General features: G+C 68.0%; 25 protein-coding genes and 5 pseudogenes. 17 read left to right on the forward strand and 13 right to left on the reverse strand.

Annotation, left to right across the window (positions count from 1 at the left end):
- A pseudogene (locus ACFYNP_RS36830) lies at window positions 1–94 on the forward strand (IS5/IS1182 family transposase); the annotation flags it as partial.
- Between the two features lie 14 nt (window positions 95–108).
- Here ACFYNP_RS36830 and ACFYNP_RS36835 read toward each other — a convergent pair.
- A complete protein-coding gene (locus tag ACFYNP_RS36835) occupies window positions 109–414 on the reverse strand; it encodes a hypothetical protein (RefSeq protein ID WP_388791663.1) in 306 nt (101 codons plus the stop codon).
- Between the two features lie 205 nt (window positions 415–619).
- Between ACFYNP_RS36835 and ACFYNP_RS36840 the strand changes: the two genes are divergently transcribed.
- The 3 genes from ACFYNP_RS36840 to ACFYNP_RS36850 are packed head-to-tail and all read left to right on the forward strand — an operon-like array spanning window position 620 to window position 2,335.
- Window positions 620–1,135: a winged helix-turn-helix domain-containing protein gene (locus tag ACFYNP_RS36840; RefSeq protein WP_388791665.1), complete on the forward strand. Its 516-nt coding sequence runs from the start codon at window positions 620–622 to the stop codon at window positions 1,133–1,135.
- Window positions 1,033–2,082, forward strand: a complete 1,050-nt coding sequence (locus tag ACFYNP_RS36845) for a transposase (protein ID WP_388791667.1) — start codon at window positions 1,033–1,035, stop codon at window positions 2,080–2,082. Before ACFYNP_RS36840 ends, ACFYNP_RS36845 begins: the two co-directional genes overlap by 103 nt.
- Window positions 1,988–2,335, forward strand: coding sequence for a transposase (locus ACFYNP_RS36850; RefSeq protein ID WP_388791669.1), 348 nt, complete (start codon window positions 1,988–1,990; stop codon window positions 2,333–2,335). Before ACFYNP_RS36845 ends, ACFYNP_RS36850 begins: the two co-directional genes overlap by 95 nt.
- Window positions 2,336–2,771: 436 nt before the next feature.
- On the opposite strand, the gene ACFYNP_RS36855 is transcribed toward ACFYNP_RS36850, so the two are convergent.
- The gene (locus ACFYNP_RS36855) at window positions 2,772–3,011 is read right to left on the reverse strand and encodes a hypothetical protein (protein ID WP_388418642.1); all 240 of its coding nucleotides are present in this window, start codon (window positions 3,009–3,011) and stop codon (window positions 2,772–2,774) included.
- On the opposite strand from ACFYNP_RS36855, the gene ACFYNP_RS36860 reads away from it, so the two are divergent.
- The 3 genes and pseudogenes from ACFYNP_RS36860 to ACFYNP_RS36870 all read left to right on the forward strand — a co-directional run.
- Window positions 2,899–4,029 (forward strand): MFS transporter, encoded by a 1,131-nt coding sequence (locus ACFYNP_RS36860; protein WP_388791735.1) that lies wholly within the window; start codon window positions 2,899–2,901, stop codon window positions 4,027–4,029. The two genes, ACFYNP_RS36855 and ACFYNP_RS36860, sit on opposite strands and share 113 nt — an antisense overlap.
- 258 nt (window positions 4,030–4,287) lie before the next feature.
- Window positions 4,288–5,123, forward strand: a pseudogene (locus ACFYNP_RS36865) (IS110 family transposase); the annotation flags it as partial.
- Window positions 5,118–5,443, forward strand: a pseudogene (locus ACFYNP_RS36870) (Tn3 family transposase); the annotation flags it as partial. The pseudogenes ACFYNP_RS36865 and ACFYNP_RS36870, both read left to right, overlap by 6 nt.
- A gap of 176 nt (window positions 5,444–5,619) precedes the next feature.
- Here ACFYNP_RS36870 and ACFYNP_RS36875 read toward each other — a convergent pair.
- Entirely contained in the window at window positions 5,620–6,144 is a 525-nt protein-coding gene (locus tag ACFYNP_RS36875; RefSeq protein ID WP_388791671.1) for a CGNR zinc finger domain-containing protein, read from the reverse strand.
- A gap of 26 nt (window positions 6,145–6,170) precedes the next feature.
- On the opposite strand from ACFYNP_RS36875, the gene ACFYNP_RS36880 reads away from it, so the two are divergent.
- The 7 genes from ACFYNP_RS36880 (at window position 6,171) to ACFYNP_RS36910 (ending at window position 11,436) form a co-directional block, all read left to right on the forward strand.
- Window positions 6,171–6,866, forward strand: coding sequence for an MFS transporter (locus tag ACFYNP_RS36880; RefSeq protein ID WP_388791673.1), 696 nt, complete (start codon window positions 6,171–6,173; stop codon window positions 6,864–6,866).
- Window positions 6,860–7,456 (forward strand): MFS transporter, encoded by a 597-nt coding sequence (locus tag ACFYNP_RS36885; RefSeq protein WP_388791675.1) that lies wholly within the window; start codon window positions 6,860–6,862, stop codon window positions 7,454–7,456. Before ACFYNP_RS36880 ends, ACFYNP_RS36885 begins: the two co-directional genes overlap by 7 nt.
- A gap of 76 nt (window positions 7,457–7,532) precedes the next feature.
- On the forward strand, window positions 7,533–7,904 hold the full coding sequence (locus ACFYNP_RS36890; protein ID WP_388791737.1) for a recombinase family protein: 372 nt from the start codon (window positions 7,533–7,535) through the stop codon (window positions 7,902–7,904).
- Window positions 7,808–8,173: a hypothetical protein gene (locus ACFYNP_RS36895; protein WP_388418533.1), complete on the forward strand. Its 366-nt coding sequence runs from the start codon at window positions 7,808–7,810 to the stop codon at window positions 8,171–8,173. The genes ACFYNP_RS36890 and ACFYNP_RS36895 overlap by 97 nt, the downstream gene beginning before the upstream one ends.
- Before the next feature lie 373 nt (window positions 8,174–8,546).
- On the forward strand, window positions 8,547–9,578 hold the full coding sequence (locus tag ACFYNP_RS36900; protein ID WP_388791677.1) for a tyrosine-type recombinase/integrase: 1,032 nt from the start codon (window positions 8,547–8,549) through the stop codon (window positions 9,576–9,578).
- Window positions 9,575–9,910: a helix-turn-helix transcriptional regulator gene (locus ACFYNP_RS36905; RefSeq protein WP_362301629.1), complete on the forward strand. Its 336-nt coding sequence runs from the start codon at window positions 9,575–9,577 to the stop codon at window positions 9,908–9,910. Before ACFYNP_RS36900 ends, ACFYNP_RS36905 begins: the two co-directional genes overlap by 4 nt.
- Window positions 9,907–11,436, forward strand: a complete 1,530-nt coding sequence (locus ACFYNP_RS36910; RefSeq protein WP_388791679.1) for a hypothetical protein — start codon at window positions 9,907–9,909, stop codon at window positions 11,434–11,436. The genes ACFYNP_RS36905 and ACFYNP_RS36910 overlap by 4 nt, the downstream gene beginning before the upstream one ends.
- A gap of 25 nt (window positions 11,437–11,461) precedes the next feature.
- Here ACFYNP_RS36910 and ACFYNP_RS36915 read toward each other — a convergent pair whose 3' ends face one another.
- From ACFYNP_RS36915 to ACFYNP_RS36950, 8 genes and pseudogenes are all read right to left on the reverse strand, one after another.
- On the reverse strand, window positions 11,462–11,818 hold the full coding sequence (locus ACFYNP_RS36915; RefSeq protein ID WP_388791681.1) for a hypothetical protein: 357 nt from the start codon (window positions 11,816–11,818) through the stop codon (window positions 11,462–11,464).
- A 135-nt stretch (window positions 11,819–11,953) separates the two neighbouring features.
- Window positions 11,954–12,713: pseudogene (locus tag ACFYNP_RS36920) on the reverse strand (IS5 family transposase); the annotation flags it as partial.
- 142 nt (window positions 12,714–12,855) lie between these two features.
- Window positions 12,856–13,464, reverse strand: a complete 609-nt coding sequence (locus ACFYNP_RS36925; protein ID WP_388791683.1) for a DNA-binding response regulator — start codon at window positions 13,462–13,464, stop codon at window positions 12,856–12,858.
- Window positions 13,461–13,787 (reverse strand): hypothetical protein, encoded by a 327-nt coding sequence (locus ACFYNP_RS36930; protein ID WP_388791685.1) that lies wholly within the window; start codon window positions 13,785–13,787, stop codon window positions 13,461–13,463. The genes ACFYNP_RS36925 and ACFYNP_RS36930 overlap by 4 nt, the downstream gene beginning before the upstream one ends.
- Entirely contained in the window at window positions 13,754–14,023 is a 270-nt protein-coding gene (locus tag ACFYNP_RS36935) for a histidine kinase (RefSeq protein WP_388791687.1), read from the reverse strand. The genes ACFYNP_RS36930 and ACFYNP_RS36935 overlap by 34 nt, the downstream gene beginning before the upstream one ends.
- A gap of 71 nt (window positions 14,024–14,094) precedes the next feature.
- Window positions 14,095–14,646 (reverse strand): hypothetical protein, encoded by a 552-nt coding sequence (locus tag ACFYNP_RS36940; RefSeq protein WP_388791689.1) that lies wholly within the window; start codon window positions 14,644–14,646, stop codon window positions 14,095–14,097.
- Window positions 14,643–15,464: an ABC transporter permease gene (locus ACFYNP_RS36945; protein ID WP_388791691.1), complete on the reverse strand. Its 822-nt coding sequence runs from the start codon at window positions 15,462–15,464 to the stop codon at window positions 14,643–14,645. The genes ACFYNP_RS36940 and ACFYNP_RS36945 overlap by 4 nt, the downstream gene beginning before the upstream one ends.
- Complete coding sequence (locus ACFYNP_RS36950) at window positions 15,461–16,393, reverse strand: ABC transporter ATP-binding protein (RefSeq protein ID WP_388791693.1); 933 nt, start codon at window positions 16,391–16,393, stop codon at window positions 15,461–15,463. Before ACFYNP_RS36950 ends, ACFYNP_RS36945 begins: the two co-directional genes overlap by 4 nt.
- 229 nt (window positions 16,394–16,622) lie before the next feature.
- On the opposite strand from ACFYNP_RS36950, the gene ACFYNP_RS36955 reads away from it, so the two are divergent.
- Together ACFYNP_RS36955 and ACFYNP_RS36960 are read left to right on the forward strand one after the other, a co-directional pair.
- Complete coding sequence (locus tag ACFYNP_RS36955; protein ID WP_388791695.1) at window positions 16,623–17,129, forward strand: hypothetical protein; 507 nt, start codon at window positions 16,623–16,625, stop codon at window positions 17,127–17,129.
- Window positions 17,130–17,852: 723 nt separating this feature from the next.
- A pseudogene (locus ACFYNP_RS36960) lies at window positions 17,853–18,038 on the forward strand (hypothetical protein); the annotation flags it as partial.
- A 115-nt stretch (window positions 18,039–18,153) separates the two neighbouring features.
- Here the strand turns inward: ACFYNP_RS36960 and ACFYNP_RS36965 are convergent.
- Both ACFYNP_RS36965 and ACFYNP_RS36970 read right to left on the reverse strand, forming a co-directional pair.
- Complete coding sequence (locus tag ACFYNP_RS36965) at window positions 18,154–18,522, reverse strand: peptidoglycan-binding protein (protein WP_388791697.1); 369 nt, start codon at window positions 18,520–18,522, stop codon at window positions 18,154–18,156.
- A gap of 144 nt (window positions 18,523–18,666) precedes the next feature.
- A complete protein-coding gene (locus ACFYNP_RS36970) occupies window positions 18,667–19,068 on the reverse strand; it encodes a peptidoglycan-binding protein (protein ID WP_388791699.1) in 402 nt (133 codons plus the stop codon).
- 268 nt (window positions 19,069–19,336) lie between these two features.
- On the opposite strand from ACFYNP_RS36970, the gene ACFYNP_RS36975 reads away from it, so the two are divergent.
- The gene (locus tag ACFYNP_RS36975) at window positions 19,337–23,092 is read left to right on the forward strand and encodes a WD40 repeat domain-containing protein (protein ID WP_388791701.1); all 3,756 of its coding nucleotides are present in this window, start codon (window positions 19,337–19,339) and stop codon (window positions 23,090–23,092) included.
- The last annotated feature ends 834 nt before the right edge of the window (window positions 23,093–23,926 follow it).

Consider the following 23,926-nt stretch of genomic DNA (forward strand, 5'->3'; position numbering starts at 1 on the left):
GATCCGGTGGGAACGACGCGACGACATCCACGAAGCCTTCCTCGGCCTCGCCACCTGCCTCATCACCCACCGCCACGTCCAACGCCTTTGTTAGGGCCTCTTAAGCCGTCAAGCCGCGGGGTGTTCGCCTCCCCACCGCGACCACAGAACCTGAGCCCAATCGCCGGCCTCCGGACCGGGGTCCTTCAACTGCGGCACCGCGCCGGGATCCGTCTCGATCAGATGCACGAGCGTCCAGGCGACGCCGTAGCAGTCGTCGGGGCCAAAGCAAGTAGCCAGGGCAGCGGCCTCTTCGGACGTGACAGGACGCGAGATTGCCGTCAGCTGGCGTTCACGCCGGTCGATCTCTTCCTCGCTCGCACCCCAGTCGGAAAGCGGTCCGTCAGCAACGAACGTCTGCACTTCGGGTCTCATGACCGAATGATCGTCGCCCCGCCTTCCGGGAACAAGCTGCTCCATTCCGTTCACGCAGTGGCTGTTCACCACGGCACCGACCGGACCACACACGTCCTGCCCTGGGCTGGACAACGCCGCCCCGGCCCATCAGAGATCCAGACCTCTACTGATCTTTTCGTAAGTTCGGTGGGTGTGGTGGCGGTGTAGGTGGGACGCTGTCGGGATGGCTTATCAACCTTCGCCTTTGGCCGCCGGGTCGTCTCTTCCTCCCTTGTCGCGGCCGCAGTTGGCGGAAGGGCGTCGCGTTCAGGCGGTGGAGTTGTTCGAGGAGGGTGTCTCGAATGCGGAGATCGCGCGGGCGGTCGGGGTGTGTGCCGAGAGCGTGCGGCGATGGCGGCGGGTGTGGGAGAAGGACGGTGCTTCCGCGTTGCGGCGGCTGGCATCTTCCGGGCGGCCACCCAAGCTGGACGACTCCCAGGTCGAGGCAGTTCGGACCGCGTTGGAGCAAGGTGCCCTGGCTCATGGTTTCGAGGCCGACCTGTGGACTCTGGAACGTGTCGGAGAGGTCGTTGCCCGGGTGACGGGGGTGGTGTTGTCGCGGGCATCAGTGTGGCGGCTGCTGACAGGCCGGCTGGGATGGAGTCTGCAGCGACCCGAGCGGCGGGCGGTGGAGCGGGACGAATCGGAGATCGCCCGCTGGGTGGCACACGAGTGGCCGCGGATCAAAAAAGGGCGGTGAACACACGTGCCTGGATCGTGTTCCTCGACGAATCAGGCGTCTCACTCCTGCCGCAAGTCCGTCGCACCTACGCACCCCGAGGACGGACCCCGCTCCTTCGGCACCGCCTGAACTGGAAGCGGGCGTCGATGGCCGAGGCCCTGGGCTACCACTCAACCGACCCCGAACGCGGGGCACGACTGTGTTTCCATCTCAAACCCGGCAGCTACGACACTCCCGGACTCATCGAGGTCCTGGAGCAGATGAAGGTGTTCTACCGCGGCGAGAACGTGGTTCTGGTCTGGGACGGCCTGTCCGCTCACTGGAGCCGGGCCATGCGGGCCTGGGTCGCCCAGCAGGACTGGCTCACACTCGAGCGATTACCCGCCTACGCACCCGAGCTCAACCCAGTGGAATTGCTGTGGTCCTCCATCAAGAAACGTGAACTCGCCAACCTCGCCGGCGACCACCTCGCCGATGTCGCCGACGCCACCGAACAAGGCATCCACCGCATCAACAACAACCCACAACTCCCCTGGTCATTCCTCACCCACACTGGCCTGACCATCCACCCACCACACCCACCGAACTTACGAAAAGATCAGTACTGGGTGTCTCAGAAGTCCCGCTCAGGGCAGGCGATTTGGGGGGTGTTGCGTTTCGGGGAGGTGGGGATGGCTGGTCAATGTGCGTATCCGTCGGATCTGGCCGATGGTGAGTGGGCGGTGCTCGCGCCATGGGTGCCACCGCCGAAGCCAGGTGGCCGTTCGCCCACACACTCGCCGCGTGAGCTCATCAATGCCCTCGCCTACTGGCTGCGGGCCGACTGCGCCTGGCGATTACTGCCGCAGGATTTTTCTACCGTGGCAGACGGTGTACCACTACGGGCGGATATGGCGGATCGAAGGCCGCTGGGAAGAGATTCTCGCCGTCCTGCATGCCCGCGAACGCACAGGTCAGGGGCGTGAACCCACGCCGCGTGCGGGGGTGTTGGACAGCCAGAGCGTCAAGGCCACCGAGCGTGGTGGCCGGCATGGGTACGACGGCGGCAAGAAGGTTCTGGGTATCAAGCGCCATCTATTGGTGGACACGCTCGGCCTGGTCCTGGCCGTGTATGTCAGCCCGGCGAATGTCAATGACCGCGACGGTCCTGCGGTGCTTCTCGCCCGGTGTGCGGGAAAGTTTCCGCGGCTGCGGTATCTATGGGCTGATCAGGGGTAGCGCGGGGCGTGAGTTCCTGGCGTGGATCCGTGAGGAGACCGGGATCACCATCGAAGTGGTTCAGCGCAGGGACGCGGGTTTTCGCAGGACGTGGATGGCCCTTCACACCTCGAAGTGCGTATCACGCCCCCGGAGCAGTACTGCGGCCGGAGATCTTGAGGGCCGGTGCCTGCCTCCCCGTCACTGCGGCACCTCACGGGCCCGGCCTCCCCCTTCGTCGACTTGGCGAAGCAGCCGGCAGGCCGACGCACCGGCAGCAGGGCCCCAGCAGTCCCGGGTGCGCCTCTTCGCCGCCACCCGCACACCCCCGACCAGAAAGGACACCCAATCTTCGGCCGTCAGGGGCACATCGCGAAAGCTCGACATCACCCGGGATGCCTGTTGTTGGTGTCGAGAATCCGCCAGAAGCCGGCGGCCGTCCCTGCTGGACTAGTGATCACACCGCATGCGATACCCAACACAGGACGGGATTGATGTCCACAGCAACCACCACCTCCGGCGAAGCCTCAGCGGCACCCACTCTCCGTTCCCCTCTGGTCTCCTGGCTGGCCGTGATCTCGGTGATGATGGGAATCTTCGCGATCGTCACCACTGAAATCCTCCCCATCGGTCTGCTGACATCAATCGGATCCAGCTTCACCATCTCGGACGGAATGGCCGGGCTGATGATGACCATGCCCGGCTTCCTCGCCGCGATCTCCGCGCCGGTGGTGACCGTGGTCACCGCGGGGATCGACCGGCGGGTGATGCTCGGCGCGTTCATCCTGCTCCTCGCGCTCGCCAACTTCCTGGCTGCGGCGGCGTCGAGCTACTGGATGATCCTGATCTCGCGGATGATGGTGGGTGTCACCATCGGCGGCTTCTGGTCCATCGGGGCTGGGCTCGCCGTCCGGCTTGTACCGGCGGAGCAAGCGGGCCGGGCCACCTCGGTGATCTTCTCGGCAGTGCCCCTCGGCTCGGTGCTCGGCGTCCCGCTCGGCACATTCATCGGGGACATCGCGGGCTGGCGGACGACGTTCCTCGTCATGGGCGTCTTCACCATCGCGGTGTTCGTGATGCTGCTCCTGGCGGTGCCCGCGCTCCCGGCCATGCAGGCGACCCGCCTGAAGGTGCTCAGCGGCATGTTCCGCGGCATCAACACCCGGTTCGCCCTGGCGCTGACTTTTCTCATCGTCCTGGCCCACTTCGCCACCTACACCTACGTCACCCCCTTCCTGGAGCAGGTGACCCATGTGAGCTCCCGACTCATCACGGTCTACCTGCTCATCTACGGAGTCGCGGGCATCGTCGGCAACTTCCTCGGCGGGTCCGCCGTGACCCGGTACCCGCGGGCCACCTTCGCGGCGGCCGCGGCGATGATCGCCTCCGTGACCCTGCTGCTGCCGGTGCTCGGCCGCTGGGACCTGGTTGCGGTCGCCCTGCTGATCGTCTGGGGCATCGCCTACGGCACCGTGCCGGTCTGCTCGCAGACCTGGTTCGCCAAAGCCAACCCCGACTCCCCCGAGGCCTCCTCCGTCGTGTTCACAGCGTCGTTCCAGGCCACCTTCTCCACCGGAGCACTGATGGGCGGCATCGTCATCGACCATTCCGCCCCCTCGACCGTCATGACACTCGGCGGCTGTGCCGCCGTCCTGACGGTGTTCGTAGCCTGGTATCACCACGCCAGGAAAATCTCGTTCCCCGAGTCCCAGTAGGGCCCTGACCACGCTCCCCCCCGTTACCGACTTCGTGGCTCCGCGACGGGGCCGTCGGCCTTCGGGTCCGGCATGACTTCCCCCCTCCTGTTGTTGATGATCCGGGGGTGTCACCGGGTCCGGGGCATCGACGGACCGCTGATGAGGGGCTGGAGCACCGGCTTCACCCGGGCCGGAAGAGCTCTCCGTAACGTGGATGTGGCAGCTCGGTGCCCCGGCAAGGCCGGACGAAAGCGTGACCGGAGGGGCCTGCACGTGATCGACACCGGCCACATCGACGTCTTCCTCGGTCTGGACGTCGGCAAGGGCGAACACCACGCCACCGCCGTCAAACCGGCCGGGAAGAAAGCCTTCGACAAGCGCCTGCCCGACACCGGGCCCAAGCTCCGCGAGCTCTTCGCGGAACTCCAGGCCAGGCACGGAACGGTGCTGGTCGTTGTCGATCAGCCGGCCTCGATCGGCGCCCTGCCGCTGGCCATCGCCCGCGACATGGGCTGCGCGGTCGCCTGTCTTCCAGGGCTGACGATGCGTCGGATTGCCGACCTCTACCCCGGTGAGGCGAAGACGGACGCGAAGGACGCGTTCATCATCGCGGACGCGGCCCGCGCGATGCCGCACACGCTGCGGGCGATCGACGGCGGGGACGAGACCATTGCCGAGCTGTAGATGACCGTCGGGTTCGACGACGACCTGGCCGGCGGGGCCGCCAGGGTCGCGAACCGGCTCCACGGCCTGCTGACCCAAACCACCCTTCGCTCGAACGGGTGCTGGGGCCTCGGTTGCAGCACCCGGCGGTGCTGGCCTTGCTGGAGCGGTTCGGTTCACCGGCCCAGATCCACAAGGCCGGATGGCGGCGGCTGGTCACGCTGTTACGGCCGAAGGCCCCGCGGATGGCCGAGCGACTGGTCGAGGAGATCTTCACCGCCCTGGACGAGCAGACCGTCACCGTTCCGGCTACCGAGGCGGCAGCGCTGATCGTCCCGAGCCTGGCCGGATCGTTGGCTGCTGTCCTTGACCAGCGCAAACTCCTGGCTGGGAGGATCGAGGAACTCCTGGAGTCCCGCTCTCTTTCCAAGGTCCTGACGTCCATGCCCCGGGACATCTGCCACGGCAAGCGCGGCACCAACCGGCGTACCGGGACGGCATGGAGGACCAACTCGGCTCGCTGGGCCTGGTGCTGAATGCCGTCGTGCTCTGGACGACGAAGTACATCGACGCTTCGGTCGCCCAGCTGCGTGCCGAGAGCCACGAGATCAGCGATGCGGATGTCGCTCGTCTGTCCCCGCTGAAGTTCAAGAACCTCAACGTCCCGGGCCGCTACAGCTTCACCCCCTCCACTCCGACCCAGGGCCTGCGCCCACTGCGCGACCCGGACGCGCCCGAGCTGGACGAGGACGACGGCGCCCTGGACTGACCCGGGCTACGCGGTGCCCTCTGCCCGCGGCTGGGCGGCGGGTGCGCGGGATTCCTCTGCCTGGACGGCAACTCCGGGGCCCTCCGCGACGGCGATCCGGTCGAGCAGGGCCGCCTTGTGCCCGGTTAGCCGGAGGCGGACAGTGGGGGCACCGATGAATCGACCTCGGCAGCTGGTCAGTTGACCGCAGCTCGCGCCCGGTGCCTGCGGACGGCGTCGCGATTGGCGCAGCGCTGTGAGCAGTAGCGCTGTCGTGCGGTGCGCGAGGTGTCGGCGAAGGCCCTGACGCACTCGATCACTTCGCAGCGCCGCAGCCGGTGCATGCCCCGGCCCGCCAGATGCAGTGCGGTACCGACCGCGAACAGCGTGAGCAGTACGGAGCCGACCGGCTGCTCAGCGTCCCGATAGTGCAGATGCCAGCCGGTACCGGGGTGGGAGACCAGCCGCGGGTAGGCGGCGGCCTCGGCCAGCATCCGGTTCAGCAGATCGGCGCGCTCCTGCTCTTCGGCGGCGTCGACGATCCGCTCCCAGGCGTCCAGTGCGGCCAGGGCGCGGCCGAGATCGTCTGCTGTCACCCGGCGCTCCAGCACGAGCCCGGCGGCGCGGCAGCGGTCTGCCAGCTCATCCGCGCTCTCAGGCCGGCGGTTGGCCAGGTCCGCAGCCAGGTTCACCGCATCCTCACCGTAAGGGTTGAGCATCATAAGACTATTACAACAGTGTGGTCGCCATGACACAACAAACCGCCAGACGCCACGGATCCCAGGCCCGCGACCCGTGGCGCTATCGCTGGATCGTGCTGGGCATCGCCACCTTCACCCAGGCTGCCTCCGGCTTCTTCGTGGGCGGCATCGGGGCACTCGGCGTCCATATGCAGAGCGCCCTGAGCCTGAGCACGGCGCAGCTGGGTCTGCTGGTTTCGGCGGCCCAGATCGTGCCGCTGGCCGGGCTGTTGGTGGCCGGCGAATTACTGGACCGCTACAGCGAGCGATGGGTGGTGGGGATCGGGGCCAGCGTGGTCGCGCTGGCTCTGGGCGCGGGGAGTCTGGCGCCGGGATACACGGCCCTGTTGGTCGCGCTCCTGGTGGTCGGTACGGGGTACAGCACCGTTCAGCCGGGCGGGAGCAAGTCGGTGGCCTCCTGGTTCGACGCGTCACAGCGCGGGTTCGCGATGGGTATCCGGCAGGCCGGGCTGCCGCTGGGGGCGGCGCTCGCCTCGGCCGTACTGCCGCTCGTCGCTGAGGAGTTCGGTTGGCGGGCGACGCTGCTGACTGGCGGCTTCGTCGCGCTGCTGGGTGCCGGCCTCTTCATGGGCTGCTACCGTCAGCCGCCCGCCGTTCCTGCCCCGCGGAGCGGGGAACCGTCAGAAGCGCTCGCGGCGCAGCTTCGCGCCGGCTGCGCATGCTGCGTGAACCGTCCATGGTGAAGATCACGCTGTCGGGGACCAGCCTGATCTCGGTGCAGTGCGGCGTGGGCATCCTGACGGTGCTCCACCTTCACCAGGCGTCATCGGTCGACACCGGACAGGCAGCCCTGATCCTGGTGGCATCACAGGGTGCGGGCGTTGCGGGCCGGATATGTCTGGCGGCCTGGAGCGACCGGAGCCGTTCCGGGCGCTATGCCGTCGTGCTGGTCTGCATGGTTGCTGTGATCGCCGGGCTGGTCGTGCTGATGACACCGGCCGGGCGGGCACCAATCGTCGCTTCCGGGGTCTTCGTCTGGCTTGGCTTCTTCGGATTCGGCTGGTACGGCCCGTGGGTCGCCTACATCACCGAAGCGGCTCCACCGGGCAAGACCGGCTTTGCCCTGGGTCTGGCTATGTCCGTCAACCAGATCGCCATCGTCACGGTGCCGCCCGTGCTCGGCCTGCTGGTCGACCTCACCAGCAGCTTCACCCCGGCCTGGGTACTGCTTTCCCTGCTGACGGTCGTCGCCCTGGCGGTCACGGCCGAGGCCGAACTCCGCACCCGCCGACGCGTCTCAGACCATTCAACCGACCCGCACCAACACGGGTAACGACCACCACACACCACGGAGGAAGACACAGTCGCAGCTCGACGCACTCGCGGGGCGCGGCATCCCGCGCGACAAAATCTTCAGCGAGAAGATCAGTACCCGGGTGCGGGTGCGTCCGCAGTTCGAGGCAGCGCTCCAGGCAGCCCGCGAGATCAAGGCCCACGCCCCGCACTGCCGGGTCATCTTCACCATGTACGAGATGAAGCGGCTCGGCCGTGATGCCGCCGAACTGACCGCGCTCGCCGACCACCTGGCCGCCCACGGCCTGGTCCTGGAGATGCTCGCCGGGCCCCTGGCAGGGTCGTACGACCCCAGCGGCACGGCAGGCTGCTGTTCGCGTTCTTCGCCGCGATGGCCGAGACGGAGCGGGAGAACATCCGCGAGTCCACGCTCGAAGGGCTCGACGCCGCGGCCCGCAAGGGCAAGCACGGCGGCAGGCCCCAGGTGATCACCGACGACATGCTGCACACCGTGCTCCGCCGGAAGGCGCTCGGGGAGTCGGTCGAGCAGATCCGCCCCGATCTGTGGATCGCCACCGGCAAGCGCAAGGGGCAGAACCCCAGCCTCGGGAGCATCTACCGGGCGCTCGCCGTGCACGAGAAGCGGGAGGTGTACCCCGAGGCCATCGAGGCGGCCCACGCCGACTTCGCCACACTCCAGAACGCCGACGTCCCCCGCCCCCGGCCGGACGCCACAACGCTCAGCTCGCAACCATGATCAAGTGCTTGGCGTCAATGGCTGTACCGATGTTCCAACTGCCGCCAATTGCATTGGATGCGAACTGGCGACGGTTGATGTGTCTGCACCAGCAAGGGCGGACGACGCGTCGCTGAACAGGGGCGTCGGGCTCCGTTGCGTCGCGCGACGGTAGCGGCTGGCGAGCCCCGATGGCCAGCCGCTGTCACTCGTCCGGATGGGCGGCCTGCGATTTCGCCCCCGACTCGCATCCGATGCGGTTTTCTCGCATTGGATGCGAGCTACGGAGAGTGGTGGACAGTGAGGTTCAACGGGACGGTCCCGGGGGGCGGCGAGACTGCACCTGACGGACGGCGTCGCACTGCTGCGGCCGGAGGAACAGGTCTTCTCCGCGATGCTGGGCGGATTCGCCAATCAGCAACTCGCACGGAACCTGGCCCGCTCGACTGTCGAGGGACGGGAGAACACGGTGAAGGCGTTCACCGCCCACGTGAACGCATTCCCCTGGCAGTGGACGCCGGCCATGGTGGATGAATGGCTCGGTGACCTGCGCTCGTTGCGTGATCTGAAGCGTTCGACGATCCGCTCGTACTCCGGGGCCATCCGCTCCTTCTGCCACTTCGCCACCGACCCCCTCTACGAATGGGCCACCACGTGTGAAGAGCGATTCGGCTCCCATCCGGTCCAGATCGTGCACGAGTGGAACACTGCGGTGCACGTCCAGGACAACGAATCCGATGCGAAGAAGCGTGCCTTCACCAAGGCCGAGCTGCACGCCTTCTTTGCCCACTGCGACGACGAGGTGGCTCGCATCCGGGCCTTCGGCCGCAAGGGCTGGCTGCCCGCGTTCCGCGACGCGACGTTGTTCAAGACCGCGTACGCCTTCGGCACGCGACGCAACGAAACACGGATGCTGGACGCCGCTGACTTCGGCCGCAACCCTCACGGAGCCGAGTACGGCGAGTTCGGTCTATGCCGCGTCCGGTTCGGCAAAGCCAAGAAGGGCTCGCCGCCCAAGCGACGCACAGTGCTGACCGTCTGGGACTGGGCCCCCGACATCCTGGACGAGTGGTTCACCGAGGTCCGGCCACTGTTCGGAGGCGAAGGGAACCCGGCCGCCTGGCCCTCCGAGCGCGGACTGCGGATCGGCTGTCAGCGGCTCAACTCCCGGTTCATCACCTACCGTCAGGCCCTTGGCCTGGACGAGGGACTGGACTTCCATTCCTTCCGCAGGTCCTACGTCACCCATCTGATCGAGGCCGGCTGGGACCCGCGGTTCGTCCAGAAGCAGGTCGGTCACGACCACGCAAGCACGACCGCGATCTACACCTGTGTGAGCTCCGACTTCCGCACCCGCACACTCCGCCGACATCTGGACGGCACCATTGCCGCCGCCCTGAACAGCCAGGCCGGGAGGCAGAGGTGAAACGCAAGGTCGGCTACACGTGGAAGTTGCGCGAACTGATGGGCACTCACGGCATGTTCACCACCACCGAGCTGGTGCCGCTACTACGCGACCGCGGCATCGAACTGTCAGCTTCCCAGGTCCACCGACTGGTCTCCGGCACCCCCGAGCGGTTGTCGCTCCAGGTCCTGGCCGCGTTCTGCGACATCTTCTCCTGCACGCCGGCAGACCTGGTCACCACGACCGCCGAGAACGCCGGAGTCCGCAAGACCGCGACCGGTGATCTCCCTGCCTTGCCGACGGCGGTCGCGAAGCTGCGGCCCCGACCGGCCCGAATCCTTCCTGACGAGTGAGCCCCGCCTACACCCCCGAGAAGTGCGAACGCTGGCACAAGAGGACGTGCGCCCGCTGTCAACGCCACGGCTGGTTCGCCGCCCGCTGGCCCGACGGCTATGTCTGCCGCACCTGCCACGACAAAGCTCTCTGCGTTCGTGGAACCTGTCCCGAATGCCGAGTCGAGCGTGCTCTTCCCGGCCTACGTCCGAGCGACCGCACGCCGATCTGCTCCGACTGCGCGGGCTTCATGATGTCCTATCGATGCTCCCGCTGCGGAGAGGAAAGCAAGCTGCACGGAGGCCGGCTCTGCACCCGCTGCACCGTTGCCGACCGGCTATCCCAGCTACTGGACGACGGCACCGGCCGCATCCGCCCCGAACTCGTTCCGCTCGCCGACTTGCTCCGCACCATGGACAGCCCGTTGTCCGGCCTCGCCTGGCTCGACCGGAACAAGGAACGCCCCGACTCCACCGCCGACTGGCTACGCCGACTCGCCACCGGCGACATCGAGCTGACCCACGAAGCCTTCCACAGCCTCGAACCCTGGCGGGCCGCCGCCCACCTGCGGGAACTACTCATGTCCTGCGGTGTCCTACCCGCCGTCGACAAGCGGATCTGCTCGCTCGAACGATGGCTCATTGGCCACCTCGCCGACATTCCTGACCCCGACCACGCTCAGGTCATCCGCCGGTTCGCCACCTGGGAAGTGCTCCCACGCCTACGGACCAGCAGCCAGAAGAAGCCGATCACACCGGCAGCCCGTCGACATGCCGCTGACCAGGTTAAGCAGGCCACAGCCTTCCTCACCTGGCTCTCCGCCCGTGATCACACCCTTGGCACCTGCGGTCAGACCGGCATCGACGCCTGGCACACCGAGCAGAACGAGTACACCCGCAACACCATGCGAGCCTTCCTGCTCTGGTGCTCGGCCAGCAAGCTCATCCGGCCCTTCCGGCTGCCCCCGGTCCACATCCGCCGGGCCACCCCGATGCCGCAGCCCGAACGACTGGAACTGATCGGGCATCTCCTCACCGACCCAGACCTGCCGCTTCGTACTCGGGTCGCGGGCGTGATCGTCCTGCTCTATGCCCAACCACTCAGCCGAGTCGTGCGCCTCACCCTGGACGATGTCGGCCACAGCAACGACCAGACGTTTCTCCGCCTCGGCGAACCGCCGTCCCCAGTGCCAGAACCGCTCGCGGAACTGCTAGATCGTTGGATCAGCAGCCGGGACAACATGAACACTGCGACCAACCACGCCTCCCGGTGGCTGTTCCCCGGCCGCCGGGCCGGAGAACCGATGCACCCCGACGCTCTTGCCGCGCTCATCAACGACATCGGCATCCCGACCACGGCTGGCCGCACAGCCGGGATCCGGCAACACGTTCTGGAAATGCCCGCGCCGGTCGTCGCTGAGGCTCTCGGCTATCACCGGGTCACCACGGCCAAGCTCGCGTCCGAGGCCGGAGGCACCTGGAGCCGATACGCCGCCGGAGACCACTGGCGGTCACCACCCGGCTGGACCCCACAGAGCAGTACCTGAATCTGCGGTCCGCCGGATGAACCTGCTACTCCGCAGGAAGAGGACTCAACGGGACCTGGGACAACGCCCAGCGCGTGAACGTGAGCAGATCCTCGCCGACGATGTCCTCAAGCCGGTCGAAATCCTCCGGCAGCACGTCGAGCAGGAAGTGCTCGGCTTCCCGGTCGGCCCGCTTGATCAGGACGAGGCAGCGATAACAGGGCTTGGGAGGACGCTCAAGAAGGATCGCTCGCAGAGACCCCGTCACATCGTCGGCCAGGTACTGATCCAGCCATCCAGGCTCGCGTCCCCTGCCGAGGTTGAGACGCTCGCTCTTCGAACTCAGCTCTATGAGGACCTGCTTGTTCACACGCTTGATCTCTTTGGGGACGTTCAGCGGCATGAGGGCAGGTTATCCACCAACGGCCAGAACGCGAGGAGCTGCCAGCACAGATCATGACCTGCGGCACCCCAACACACAGTGACCGCACCGACGCTTTGGCCAGCAATACTCGCGACAGTTGAATACGCGAGCTCACCAGTACCAAGCCCTGTTGATGCACCGCTCGACGGTGTTGCGTTGCTTGTACGCCTCGTGGTCGAAGGCCGGTGGTCTGCCGCCGGCCGGTCCGCGCCGTCGGCGGTGGCCTGCTGGTCGGCCCGTTCCGGGATCACCGGATCACCGCCCGGATGCCGCGTCTGCGCAGATGATCGCGGATCTCGCGGGAGGAGCAGGCCTGGCCGGCCAGGACCATGTCCGGTCTGGTGCGCGGACGATGCGCTGTCGGGGAACGCGCCGGCCGGCCAGCACCTCGGTGAAGGCAGGTGCGTCGCCGGCCTGGCCGGCGGTGAGGTGGAAGGCCAAGCGCCGGCAGCGGCCGTAGGCGGCGAGGTGGATTTCGGTGGTCAGTCCGCCGCGGGGGCGGCCGATGGCGTGGTCGTGCGGTTCGCCTGCCGGTGCCCCCTCTTGCGGGCCCCGGCAGCGTGCTGGTGAGCCCGCACGATCGTGGAGTCCACCGACAGTGCCCACCTCAGGTCTTCGTCGGCATCGGCCCGGGCCACCAGGGTGGTGAACACCCGCTCCCACGTTCCGTCCACCGCCCACATCCGCAGCCGGTTGTGGACGCCCCGCCAGTTGCCGTACTTCTCCAGCAAGTGCACCCACTGCGTGCCGGTCCGGAACTTGTAGGCGATCGCGTCGATCACCTCACGGTGGTTCCGCCAGCGACCGCTCCGCTTCGGGTCCGGTCCGGGAGCAACGGCTCGATCCGCGCCCACTGCGCATCGGTCAAGGGCACACCCGGTCCAACGACCGACTGATCCAAGCGAACCTGCCTAGCCGGGTCGAAACCAAGCAGCCTGACCAACGCCTGCGAAAATCTTGGAATGCCGAACGTTTGGCAGACACGCTTCTGCCAACGGCGTCTTGGGCGCAGGACGCTAGTCGATCCAGCCGCGTTGGCGGGCTAGATGGGCTGCTGCGTGGCGGTTCTCGGCGCCCAGTTTGGTGGTGACCGAGGACAGATAATTCCGGACGGTTCCCGGCGCGAGGGCGGCACGTTCGGCCACCTCCTCGATCGGGGCGCCGTCGGTTGAGAGGGACAGGATGTCGGTCTCGCGGGCACTGAGCGGAGAGGCGCCCGCGCTGATGGCGTCGGCGGCGAGGACGGGGTCGATGTAGCGGCTGCCGGAGTGGACATTGCGGATGATGGTGGCGAGGTCGTGGGCGGAGACTGTTTTGGGGACGAAGCCCCTGACGCCATGGGTAAGGGCGCGCTTGAGCTGGCCGGGCAGGCCATGGCTCGTGACAATCATGGTTTTGCAGGACGGGAGGGTTTGGGTGAGCTCTTCGACCACAGCCACTCCGTCCTTGCCCGGCATCTGGAGGTCGAGGAGGGCGACGTCGGGCTGGTGCTGCAGGGCCATCGTGATCGCGTCAGGGCCGGTGGCCGCCTCGGCCACGATTTCCAGGTCCTCTTCCAGCGAGAGCAGGGCGGCGAAGGCGCCGCGGATGAGGTGTTCGTCGTCGGCCAGCAGTACGCGGATCATGAGTTGCTCCCTGTGGGTAGGTACACGGTGAGTCGGTAGGTGTCGGCGGTCGCGGGGCCGTGGCGCAGGGTTCCGCCGAGTGGGGCGAGGCGTTCGACGAGCCCGGCGAGACCGTTGCCGAGGGGCGACCCGGCCTGCTGGCCGGTCCCGTCGTTGACGAGGTCGAGGCGGATACGGCCATCCGCGGCGTCGGCGAGTTCGACGGTGCACGTGGCGGCCTGGGAGTGGCGCAGAACGTTGGTCACGCCTTCGCGCACGACCCAGCCGAGTGCGGTCTGGGCCTCCTGGGTCAGGACCGCTGCCGTCGGCGCCGGATCCGGCATGCGATGCCCGCGGCCTCCAGGATGGCCCGGGCGCCTTGGAGTTCGGTGGCGAGGTCGGTGGAGCGGTAGCCGTTGACGACCTCGCGGATCTCGTGGTGGAGGCCGCGGGTGAGACGCTGCACCTGCCCCATCTCGGACTGCGCCCTCGGGTCATGGGAGAGCCGCTGGGCGAGTTCGGCCTTGAGGGCGATCACCGAGAGGTTGCGGCCGATGAGGAACCAAACGGAGGAGCGCATCAGCGTGCTGATGGTCGCCCAGGTCGTGACGGTGAAGACGAGTACGGCAGGGGCGGTGGCCCGGTCGGCGGCTATCGCCAGGGCGCCCGCAACGAGGGACTGCGCGAGCGCCAGCGCGAGGTAGGGAGCTGCGTCAGCACCAGGGACAGGGCGAAGGCCAGAGGGAGGGCCACCAGGATGGAGGCCAGGATCAGGCCACGGGTATGGCCGATCGGGCCGATGTCGTACGCCCAGGGCAGCAGGGACAGTTCGAGGACGGTCAACGCGGCCATGGCGGAGAGGAGGACGGCCGAGCGCCCGGCGCGGCCGATGCCGTACGCGATCGTCGTGGTGGCACCGAGCCCCTGCACGGCGGTGACAGCGGCGACCATCCATCCGATGCCGTCGGGCAGGTGCGCCGGGTCCGCCGTGGTCGGGTGGGCGAGCAGCGGCCACAACAGGGAGGCCAGCAGCAGCCGCGGCATCAAGCAGAGCATCCAGCGCGTGTGGGTCGTAGCCCGCTGCACGTCGGTCTGGTAACGCGCCGAGGGGGGCGCGGCCGGGTCCACGCCGGAGGTCGCGTGCGAGGTCGCGGGGTCCGCGGCGAACGTCATGTGCCTGACCGGCTCAACGTCAGAGGTCACGTGCGCGGCTCCCAGCGGAATCGCCGGTGGGCGGCCCAGGTGCAGAGGAGCGTCCAGGCCAGCAGGACGGCGACGCATGTCAAGGCGTGGGAGGGGTCCGCGCCGCGGCCGCTCCAGCCGGCTCGGACCAGTTCGATGACCGGGGTGAGCGGAAAGTAGCGCAGGACGGCCCCGAACGCCGGGGGGAGCGTCTCCAGCGGGACGAGGGTGCCCGAGGTGAGCAGGAGCAGCAGGAATCCGATGGTGCTGATGCCCTGGGCGCTCTCCGCAGTGCGGGCGGCGGCGGTGCTGAGGGCGGCGACGGCGGCGGTGAGGACGGTGCCCAGCACGATGCCGAGCACCACCAGGTGCGGGGCGGCCGGCAGGCCGAGACCGGCCACGGCCGCGACGGCTCCGGAGATGAGGGCGAACTGGACGAGCGCGGCCAGGGCCATGGGTACGGCGGGAGCCGCGAGGATGACGACATCGCCGACTTCGCCGGTCCGCAGCCGCTTGAGGACGTGTTCCTCGCGGCGCAGGACGTAGGTGCCGATGAGTGGTGCGTACAAGGCCATGACCAGGACGACGCCGGCCGACGTGGAGATCATGACTTGGCCCATGGCGAGGCCCGCGCCGGTGAGGTCGAACTGCTTCATGATCGTCGTGGTGCCCATGACGATCATGGCCGGGATGACCAGGACGTTGAACAGATTGCTCTTGCTGCGCCAGAACAGTGCGAGTTCGGCGCGCGACAGCGCGGCGAAGTGCCCCGGGGCGGTGGTGACGGAGCCGCAGGGAGCGGGGACGCCAAAAGGGGTGGGGGAGCTGGAGGTGCTCATGCGGGGTCCTTCGCACTCTGACCGGCGATCCGGAGGAAGGCTTCGTTCAACGAGGCCGAGCTGGCGGCGAGTTCGCTTATCTCGACCCGGCGGTCACGGGCCCAGGTGAGGACCTCGGTGGTGGTGTGCTGGAGGTCGCCGGTCCGCAGCTCGATCCGGCCGCCCGGGGCGAGCCTGGCCTCGGCGCGCAGCACGGCCGGACCGGGCAGGTCGGCCGGGGTGAGGGCGGACGGCAGCCGGAAGCCGAGCGTGGAGGGGTGGGCGGCGACGATCTCGGCCACCGTGCCCGTGACCGAGATCTGCCCCGCGTGCATGATCGCCAGCTGGTCTGCGAGCCGTTCGGCCTCCTCCAGGTAATGCGTGGTGAGCACGACCGTGGTGCCTCCCGCGCGCAGGTCCTCGATGATGCGCCAGACATCGTGCCGGCCCTCGGGGTCCATCCCCGTGGTGGGCTCGTCCAGGAAGAGCAGTTGGGGCCGGCCCAGTGTGGCCAGCGCCAGGTCGAGGCGGCGCTTCTCGCCTCCGGAGAGGTGCTTGACTGTCACGCCCCCGCGCCCCGCGAGTCCGACCATTTCCAGCGCCTCGTCACACGGGCGGGCGCGGGTCGTGCAGGCGGCCCACATCCGGACCGTTTCGCGGACCGTCAAGTCGCCGGGGAAACCGCCTTCTTGCAACATCACGCCGGTACGGGGGCGTATGCGGGCACGGTCGCGGATCGGATCGAGATCGCCGAACAGACGGATGCTCCCGCTGCTGGGCCTTGCGAGCCCCTCCAAGAGTTCGACCAGAGAGGTCTTGCCCGCACCGTTCGTTCCGAGCAGGGCGAGGAGCCGCCCGCGTGACACCGTCAGATCCACCCCCCGCACCGCGTCGAAGCCGGCATCACCCGGTGGTCCGTAACGCCGCCACAGCTCTATGACCTCAATCATATTTTGCTCTGCCATTACGTTCATGGGCAGATCTTTGCACTTCGCGTCTGCGCCTGTGCAGTGATTAGCTTCATGTGTTCACATGACAGGTGTCACGACCAGGCGCGATGTCCGTCAGCGATCGCAAGCGTGCTCTGCGCGGTGACGTGTGATCTGTGTCATGTCCAATCTGTGGACGAGCGGTGTTTGATCCACATGCCGACGGGGGCGGTCACTGAGTCCCCGTCAGGTGGACCATGCCACACTCCCCACCTGGATCGCCGCAGTCGACGCCAGCCAGCTACCTGGTCTCACCGGCTTCGCACTCCACCTGCACCGAGACTTCGACGCTGTGTCAGCCGGGCTGACCTTGGACTGGAACTCGGGCAGCATCGAGGGTGCCGTGAACCGCATCAAGAAGATCAAAAGGCAACTCTACGGCCGAGCCGAATTCGTGCTCCGGCGCGGTGTCGGCGGCACCGTTCGTCTCTCGTGGCCGCGTTTTCTGACCATGCCCAGCGGGAAAAAACCCACCTCGGACTGGAGTTGCCGGGCCACGCTTCGGCGCCGGGCCGGACCAGCCGTCGCGCTCGCGCGTCTCAGCGGAGCGACCGCGCCGGCCCGCGGCCGAGTAGCAGGGGTGGGGGATGAGCGATTCTTTCTCGGGGAGCAACTACGGAGACAGCCACCACCACAGTGGCGGCCACCACAGTGGAGGCACCCACAGTGGAGGCACCCACCATCACAGTGGTGGTGACAATCACCATCACAGCGGCAACCATCAGCCCAGCCAGAGCAACCATCACCATCACCATCACAGCGACACCGATCAATCCAGCCCGATCGACAATCACCATCGCACCCTGCCAAACCCTCCTAGCCCGCCAACCGGCGCCAATAATGCCGACAGTTATGGAGTCGGCGCGGCCAAACGCGCCAATTCCAAGAGTGGACGGGGCAACAGCGCCGCCACACCACCCCGAGCCGTCGGCACTGCCCCCGGAGGCACACGGCCGAAACCGACTTCGAGTGGCGACACACCGCCGAGGCCGAAGTCGACGCAACCAGCGCCCTCCCCTTGTACACCGGGATGTTCAGGGTCGGCGGCGTTCGGCGTGATCGGGCTGCTGATCTTGGTGTTGATCATTGCCCACTCTCATCACGGAAGCTCCTCGGCGCCAACCCCCATCATCGGCGTTACGCAGCCTGCGTTCGGCCCAACCCCGCCGGACGACATCGGACCGAACGCCCCCAACCCCGCAGACCCTGCGAACCCCGCCGAGCCCGCCCCTCCACCATCCTTCTTGGACCCCCCCGACCCCTTCGGTCCCCTCCCGCCCGTCGACGTCTCCCCCATGTCCCCTCCCGCCCTGCCGCCCGTGGACATTCCCTAAAGCTCGATCCGAAGAGCACCCTGCACCACGCCACGATCTTCAAAGCGGATTGCTAGTCCGAACGTCTTACAGTCCGCTTCCTCGCGGAGCTCGCGCCGAAGATGCCCGCTCGGGGCGAGGGCGTGATCGTCAACACCCCGCGGTGGAGCCAGTTCGCCGTTCCTAACATGGGGGTCTATGGCACGACCAAGGCCGGACTGACCCTGCTCACCACGTCCTGTGCCGCGGAGTTCAGCACACGACCATTGCCCCAGGCGCTGTCACCGCGTTGAGCCGTACATGGCCGGCCGGGCCTCGGTGCCCCACAGACCCCGTGCCACACGTCTTGCCTTGATGGCGATTCTTGGAATTTCGCAGAGCCTCATCAGCGTCAGGGTTCACTGGTTTTCAGCAGACGAGAGGTCCACTGGAGTAGACGCGGTACAGCTCCATCTGAGTGGCCCGGCCGTAGACAGCGTCGGCGGGAAGCCCGTCACAGCTTTGGAAGCGGCGCAGTGCCTGGCGGGTGGATGGATCGAAGATGCCCGTCACGGGTCCGTGGTAGCTGGTCAGCGCGTAGCTGAGTTCGCACTGGAGTTGGCCGACTTCCGCTGCGGTCGGCGGCGTGTGCCAACTGTTCCATGGGGCGTACCGGCAGGCCCCCGCCGGGGTATCGGCAGTGGCATCCGTGATCGTCGCGGAGCACAGCAGGGCCGCGGAACCGAGAACGGCGATGCCCCATCGGGCCACGGTCGAACGAGACGAACGGCAGGACATGGGTTCCTCCTGATGGACAGAGGCGGATTCGGTCGTGCTGGGCGGATGGTCCGAGCGGGGGTCGCGTCCGGCCGGCGGCAGGGATCGGCCTTGGCCGGACGCGACGTCAGTTGCTCTCACCCGCCGGGGATCGGCGAAGCTCGGCTACTTGTGGCAGTCGATGTCGTTCAGCCACCAGTTGTCCAGCGCGGACCAGGTGTTCGGTCCGATGATGCCGTCGGCGGACAGGCCTGCGCATTGCTGGAAGGCGATGGTCGCGCTCTTGGTTCCGCTACCGAAGATCCCGTCGACGGTTACGCGACGGTCCAGGACGCTGTTGAGCTGGCACTGGGCTTGCTTGACCGCGGTGTGCTGGCTACTGCCAACGCTCAGTTGCGGTTCGTCAGTGGTGTAAGTGCAGGTGAAGTGCGCCGGTGTCACGGCCGCAGTACCCATTGCCGGTGCGGCGGCTGCGGGGCCCGCCGACAGGGCGACGGCGCCGATGACGGCCAGCACCGCGGATGCCCCTGCGATGCCTGCCCGGATGGAGAGGGTTTTGCCGATCATGCGGTTCTCCTTTGTTCACGGACGTGGAGGGGATGCCGGCCGCTCGGCACCTGCGCCGGGGCTGCTCCCCTCGTCCGGAGCCGATTTCAGCAACCGAGAGATTGTTCAGCACCCCGGTACCGGCAGCGCAAACAAAACTCTGCTCGTGCCCGGCCTGCCGCTGGCTGGCCGAGAATGCTCCTGCACCGCAGGTGAGTGGTGTTGTAGCGTCGCTCGCGCTCGGAAGTGCCCAGAGGCGGGGGGAGCCGTGGGGCGTCGCGAAAAACCGGTGAACGCAGACACCGGGCCGGCCGGGGTGTTCGCGCAAGCGCTGCGCGAACTACGACGGCAAGCCGGTTCCCCCACCTACCGGACGATGGCGGCGAGCGCGCCGTACTCCGTCACCGCGTTGTCACAAGCGGCCGGCGGCGAGCGATTTCCCACGCTCGCCGTGACATTGGGCTTCGTGGAGGCATGCGGCGGCGATACGGCAGCGTGGCGTACGCGCTGGCAGGCAGCCGCCGACGCGATCGCTGACGAACGTGCCGCCGACCCCACAAGCCCCGCCCCCTACCCGGGCCTGGCTCGGTACCAAGTAGGCGACGCCGACCGGTTCTTCGGACGGGATCAGCTCACCGCGGAACTTGTCGCCCTCGTACGCGACCATCGATTCGTCAGCGTCTTCGGCCCCTCGGGCAGCGGCAAATCCTCCCTGCTGCGCGCCGGACTGATCCCCGTGCTCCAGAAATCCCGCAACACGGCGGAGCCGCGAACCATTCGAATCCTCGCTCCCGGCCACCACCCCATGCGTTCCCACGCCCGGTTGTTGGGCTGCGCGTCTACCAGAGGGCGTGAGGATGCGACCTTCGTCATCGATCAATTCGAGGAGGTGTACACGCTGTGTCGCGAACCGGCGGAGCGGCGTGCCTTCATCGAACTGCTCCTCACCGCCCGCGACCCCGCCAACCGACTCCGGGTTGTGGTCGCCACCCGCGCGGACTTCTACGGCCGGTGGGCGCAACACCGCGGCCTGGTCGAAGCGCAACGCGATGCGGCGTTGTTGGTCGGCCCGATGACCCGGACAGAGCTGCGCGAAGCGGTCATCAAACCGGCCATGGCCGAGGGATGGGTCGTAGAACGGGTCCTGGCGAACCGCGTCATCGCCGATACCGCTGACGAGCCCGGCGCGTTGCCTCTGATGTCTCACGCGCTGCTGGAGACCTGGCGCCGCCGCAAGGGCCGCACACTTACCCTGGCCGCATACCAGGCAGCCGGCGGTGTCCGCGGCGCACTCGCCCAGACGGCGGAGAAGTTCTACGACAGTTTGACTCCGTCGCAGGCCGCGCTGGCCCAGGGCATTCTGCTCAGGCTGGTGGCGCCGGGTGACGGGACCGCCGACACCCGACGCCTCATCCAACGCTCGGAACTCGACGCGACTGACCCTGCCGCGCCCGGCAATGAGGTGATCGAGCGCCTGGCCGAGGCGCGCCTGATCACCCTCGGCGAGGGCACCGTCGACCTCGCCCACGAGGCACTGCTCACGGCCTGGCCCCGCTTGCGGTCCTGGATCGACGAGGATCGTCAACGCCTGCGAGAGCACCGCAGGCTGACCGACGCTGCACGGGACTGGCACAATCTCGACGATGACCCCGGGGCCCTGTACAGGGGCACCCGTCTGGCCACGGCCCAGGAGACGTTCGCCGGACGGCGCGGTGACCTCACCGAGCTGGAACACCGGTTCCTCGGCGCCTCGCTCGCAGTGCGCGACCATGAGCGTCTCTCCGCGAGCCGCCGCTTACGACTCCGTTCCCTGGCCCTCGTCCTACTGGCCGTTCTGGCCACCCTTGCCACTACGTTCGCCGTCGTAGCCTTCAACCAGCGCGCCACCGCCCGCACGCAGCGCGATTGGGCGGTGGCGGAGCAGGCCATGGCCGAAGCCGACCAACTCCGCGCCAACGACCCTTCCCTGGCTGCACAGTTGCGCCTGGCCGCATACCGCATCCGCCCCACCACGGACACAGCCACCAGCCTTCTCGACACCGCCGATACTGCTCTGTCCACGCCGCTGCGCGGGCACACCCAGGCGGTCTACGCCGTTGCCTACAGTCTCGACGGCCACACCCTGGCCACGGGTTCGGGCGACAACACCATCCGCTTGTGGGACACCAGTGATCCCGCCCACCCCACACCCCTCGGCAACGCCCTCACCGGCCACAGCAGTTGGGTGTACTGGCTGCAATTCAGCCCCGACGGCCACACCCTGGCCAGCGCCAGTCGCGACCGCACGATCCGCCTGTGGAACGTGACCGCCCCTGGCCGGGCCACCGCGCTCGGCGCCCCGCTGACCGGCCACACCGACTACGTCTTCTCGGTCTGCTTCAGCCCCGACGGCCACACCCTCGCCAGTGCCGGCCACGACCGCACCGTCCGTCTGTGGAACGTCACCAATCCCGCCCGGCCAGCCCCGCTCGCCGCCCCGCTGACCGGCCACAGCGACTCCGTGGCCTCGGCCTCCTGCAGCCCTGACGGCCGGACTGTCGCCAGTGCCGGCCACGACCACACCATCCGCCTGTGGAACATCACCGACCCGTCCCACCCCTCCGCCTGGGGGTCACCTCTCACCGGGCACACGGACGTCGTCTACGCGGTCGCCTTCAGCCCCGACAGTCGCACCCTGGCCAGCGTCGGCAACGACCGCACCATCCGACTCTGGGACATCACCAATCCCGCCCGGCCCACCCCCCTCGGCCCTCCCCTGACCGGCCATACCGACACCATTCTCGCCGTCGCCTTCAGCCCGGACGGACGCACCCTGGCCACAGGCGGAGCCGACCACACAATCCGCCGCTGGGACCTCAGCGACCTGCGCCACCCAACCCCCCTGGGCCCCCCAATGGCCGGCCACACCGGGTTCATCAACTGGCTCGCCTTCAGCCCCGACGGCCGCACGCTGGCCAGCGCCAGCGACGACCACACGGCGCGCCTGTGGGACCTGCCCTCCACCACCCTGCCCGGCCCCACCGGGCCCACGACTGCACTGGCCTACAGTCCCGACGGGCAATCGCTCGCCGGCGCCGGCGACGACCGGACCGTACGCCTGTGGAACATGTCCACCCCCAACCGCACCTCCCAGCAAGGCATGCTCCTGACCACCAGCACCACCCCGGTCACCTCGCTCGCCTACACCCCGGACGCCCGCACCCTGGCCACCGGCAGCACCGGGGAGGTCCGCCTGTGGAACACCACGGACGCCAGACACCCCAGACCCCTGGGAGCCATCAGAACAGGCACCAACACCCCCTGCCACGCACTGGCCTTCAGCCCCAGCGGCCACCTCATGGCCACCGAAGGGCCCGGCTACACCCTGCAACTGTGGGACACCACCGACCCCGCCCACCCTCACCCTGCAGCACCCGCCCTGAGCGGGCAGATCAGCCCCAGCCACTGGGCCGGCTTCAGCCCAGACGGTCATCTCCTTGCCGCCTCCAGCGCCGACGACAAAGTCCGCGTCTGGGACCTGCGCGACGCCACCCGCCCCACAGCCCAGCCGCCCCTCGTCACCGGCGACACCGGCGGCATCCTCTGGGCCGCCTTCCACCCCCGCAGCGCGGTGCTGGCCACGGCCGGCGCCGGCCACACCATCCAGCTGTGGGACCTGGCCGACCCGAAGCACCCCAGAGTGCTGGGCCCCACGCTCACCGGCCACACCGGCCCCGTTTACTGGGTTGGCTACAGCCCCGACGGCCGAACCCTAACGAGTGCGAGCGGCGACCACACCGTACGCCCGTGGGACACCACCGACTCCAACAACCCCCACGCGCAAGGAGAACCACTGTCCATCGGCCACACGGGCGCGATCGACACAGCTGCCTACAGTCCCGACGGCCGTACCCTGGCCACCGCCGGCGACGACTCCATCAACCTGCTGGACACCAACGTGGACCACGCCATCACACGAATCTGCCGGACCACACCCGACACCCTCACCCGCACCGAATGGCAACGCTACCTACCACAACTACCCTTCACCCAGCCCTGCCCCTGAACGTGCACAGCGACCGCAGCCGGATCAGGACCACGCTCGGGAAGCAAAACATCCCAATCACGAGCGTAAGAACGACGCCTCGTCGACTCCTGAGCGAGTCACGCCATGCTCGACGCCTATACACAGGTCTCCGGCCTCACCACCGGCGTTGAGTTCGCCCCCGGCCGCGCAGCGAGCCACGGTCTGCAGTCCAGCATCCGGCCGCGGTCTATGCACACCCCCGACTACCACGAGGAACGGCGGTCGAAGCCGACCCGTCCTGTCCTTCGGTCGTGCGGTCTACGTCCTCAGGCAGTACGACAGTTGACCGCGAAGCGGTACGGTCCCCGCGACACCATCTCCTGGGGGGTGCGTCATGCCAGTCCACCGGATCACTGTTACCGCTGTCTCGTTGCCGCTTGCCGCCTCCGTGGCGGGCTGTTCGGCCGGGAAGGCCTCCGACAGCGGGAAGCATCCGGGCACGCCGGCTTCGAACAACCCAGACCGATCCACAGGTTCGTGCCCACCTCGGTGGCCCGCGGCCCCGTAGCGTCGTCGAGCACGTTCCCTCAAGCTCGCCACCCGCCTCGGCTTCCAGCACATGGGCACCTTCGAGGCGCATGACGCTGAGCAAACCCTTGCTGTGGCCGACCTGCACTCGTTCAAGCCCCGTCTCCCACCTCTTGACCCACGCTGAAAGTAGGGCACCGGTTACGCCTTATGACGTGCGGCAGGGGCACGTTCAGCAACGTGTCGGGCGCCCGCGGCGACGCCGGGGCGGGCGTCGCCGCTGCAGGGAGCGGACTGAGGCGTGGCGGGAGCGGGCCGGCAGCATCGGAGTGGAGGTGCCGCCCT

This window comes from Streptomyces sp. NPDC006691 (assembly GCF_042869955.1).
In the GTDB taxonomy this organism is placed as follows: Bacteria; Actinomycetota; Actinomycetes; order Streptomycetales; family Streptomycetaceae; genus Streptomyces.

Bases quoted from the DNA above. Each gene is read 5' to 3' on its own strand.
- ACFYNP_RS36835 (WP_388791663.1), bottom strand. From the start codon at position 414: ATGAGACCCGAAGTGCAGACGTTCGTTGCTGACGGACCGCTTTCCGAC.
- ACFYNP_RS36840 (WP_388791665.1), top strand. From the start codon at position 620: ATGGCTTATCAACCTTCGCCTTTGGCCGCCGGGTCGTCTCTTCCTCCC.
- ACFYNP_RS36845 (WP_388791667.1), top strand. From the start codon at position 1,033: ATGGAGTCTGCAGCGACCCGAGCGGCGGGCGGTGGAGCGGGACGAATC.
- ACFYNP_RS36860 (WP_388791735.1), top strand. From the start codon at position 2,899: ATGATGGGAATCTTCGCGATCGTCACCACTGAAATCCTCCCCATCGGT.
- ACFYNP_RS36855 (WP_388418642.1), bottom strand. From the start codon at position 3,011: ATGGTCATCATCAGCCCGGCCATTCCGTCCGAGATGGTGAAGCTGGAT.
- ACFYNP_RS36875 (WP_388791671.1), bottom strand. From the start codon at position 6,144: ATGATGCTCAACCCTTACGGTGAGGATGCGGTGAACCTGGCTGCGGAC.
- ACFYNP_RS36880 (WP_388791673.1), top strand. From the start codon at position 6,171: ATGACACAACAAACCGCCAGACGCCACGGATCCCAGGCCCGCGACCCG.
- ACFYNP_RS36885 (WP_388791675.1), top strand. From the start codon at position 6,860: ATGGTGAAGATCACGCTGTCGGGGACCAGCCTGATCTCGGTGCAGTGC.
- ACFYNP_RS36895 (WP_388418533.1), top strand. From the start codon at position 7,808: ATGGCCGAGACGGAGCGGGAGAACATCCGCGAGTCCACGCTCGAAGGG.
- ACFYNP_RS36900 (WP_388791677.1), top strand. From the start codon at position 8,547: ATGCTGGGCGGATTCGCCAATCAGCAACTCGCACGGAACCTGGCCCGC.
- ACFYNP_RS36915 (WP_388791681.1), bottom strand. From the start codon at position 11,818: ATGCCGCTGAACGTCCCCAAAGAGATCAAGCGTGTGAACAAGCAGGTC.
- ACFYNP_RS36925 (WP_388791683.1), bottom strand. From the start codon at position 13,464: ATGATCCGCGTACTGCTGGCCGACGACGAACACCTCATCCGCGGCGCC.
- ACFYNP_RS36930 (WP_388791685.1), bottom strand. From the start codon at position 13,787: ATGCCGGATCCGGCGCCGACGGCAGCGGTCCTGACCCAGGAGGCCCAG.
- ACFYNP_RS36935 (WP_388791687.1), bottom strand. From the start codon at position 14,023: ATGCGCTCCTCCGTTTGGTTCCTCATCGGCCGCAACCTCTCGGTGATC.
- ACFYNP_RS36945 (WP_388791691.1), bottom strand. From the start codon at position 15,464: ATGAGCACCTCCAGCTCCCCCACCCCTTTTGGCGTCCCCGCTCCCTGC.
- ACFYNP_RS36950 (WP_388791693.1), bottom strand. From the start codon at position 16,393: ATGATTGAGGTCATAGAGCTGTGGCGGCGTTACGGACCACCGGGTGAT.
- ACFYNP_RS36965 (WP_388791697.1), bottom strand. From the start codon at position 18,522: ATGTCCTGCCGTTCGTCTCGTTCGACCGTGGCCCGATGGGGCATCGCC.
- ACFYNP_RS36970 (WP_388791699.1), bottom strand. From the start codon at position 19,068: ATGATCGGCAAAACCCTCTCCATCCGGGCAGGCATCGCAGGGGCATCC.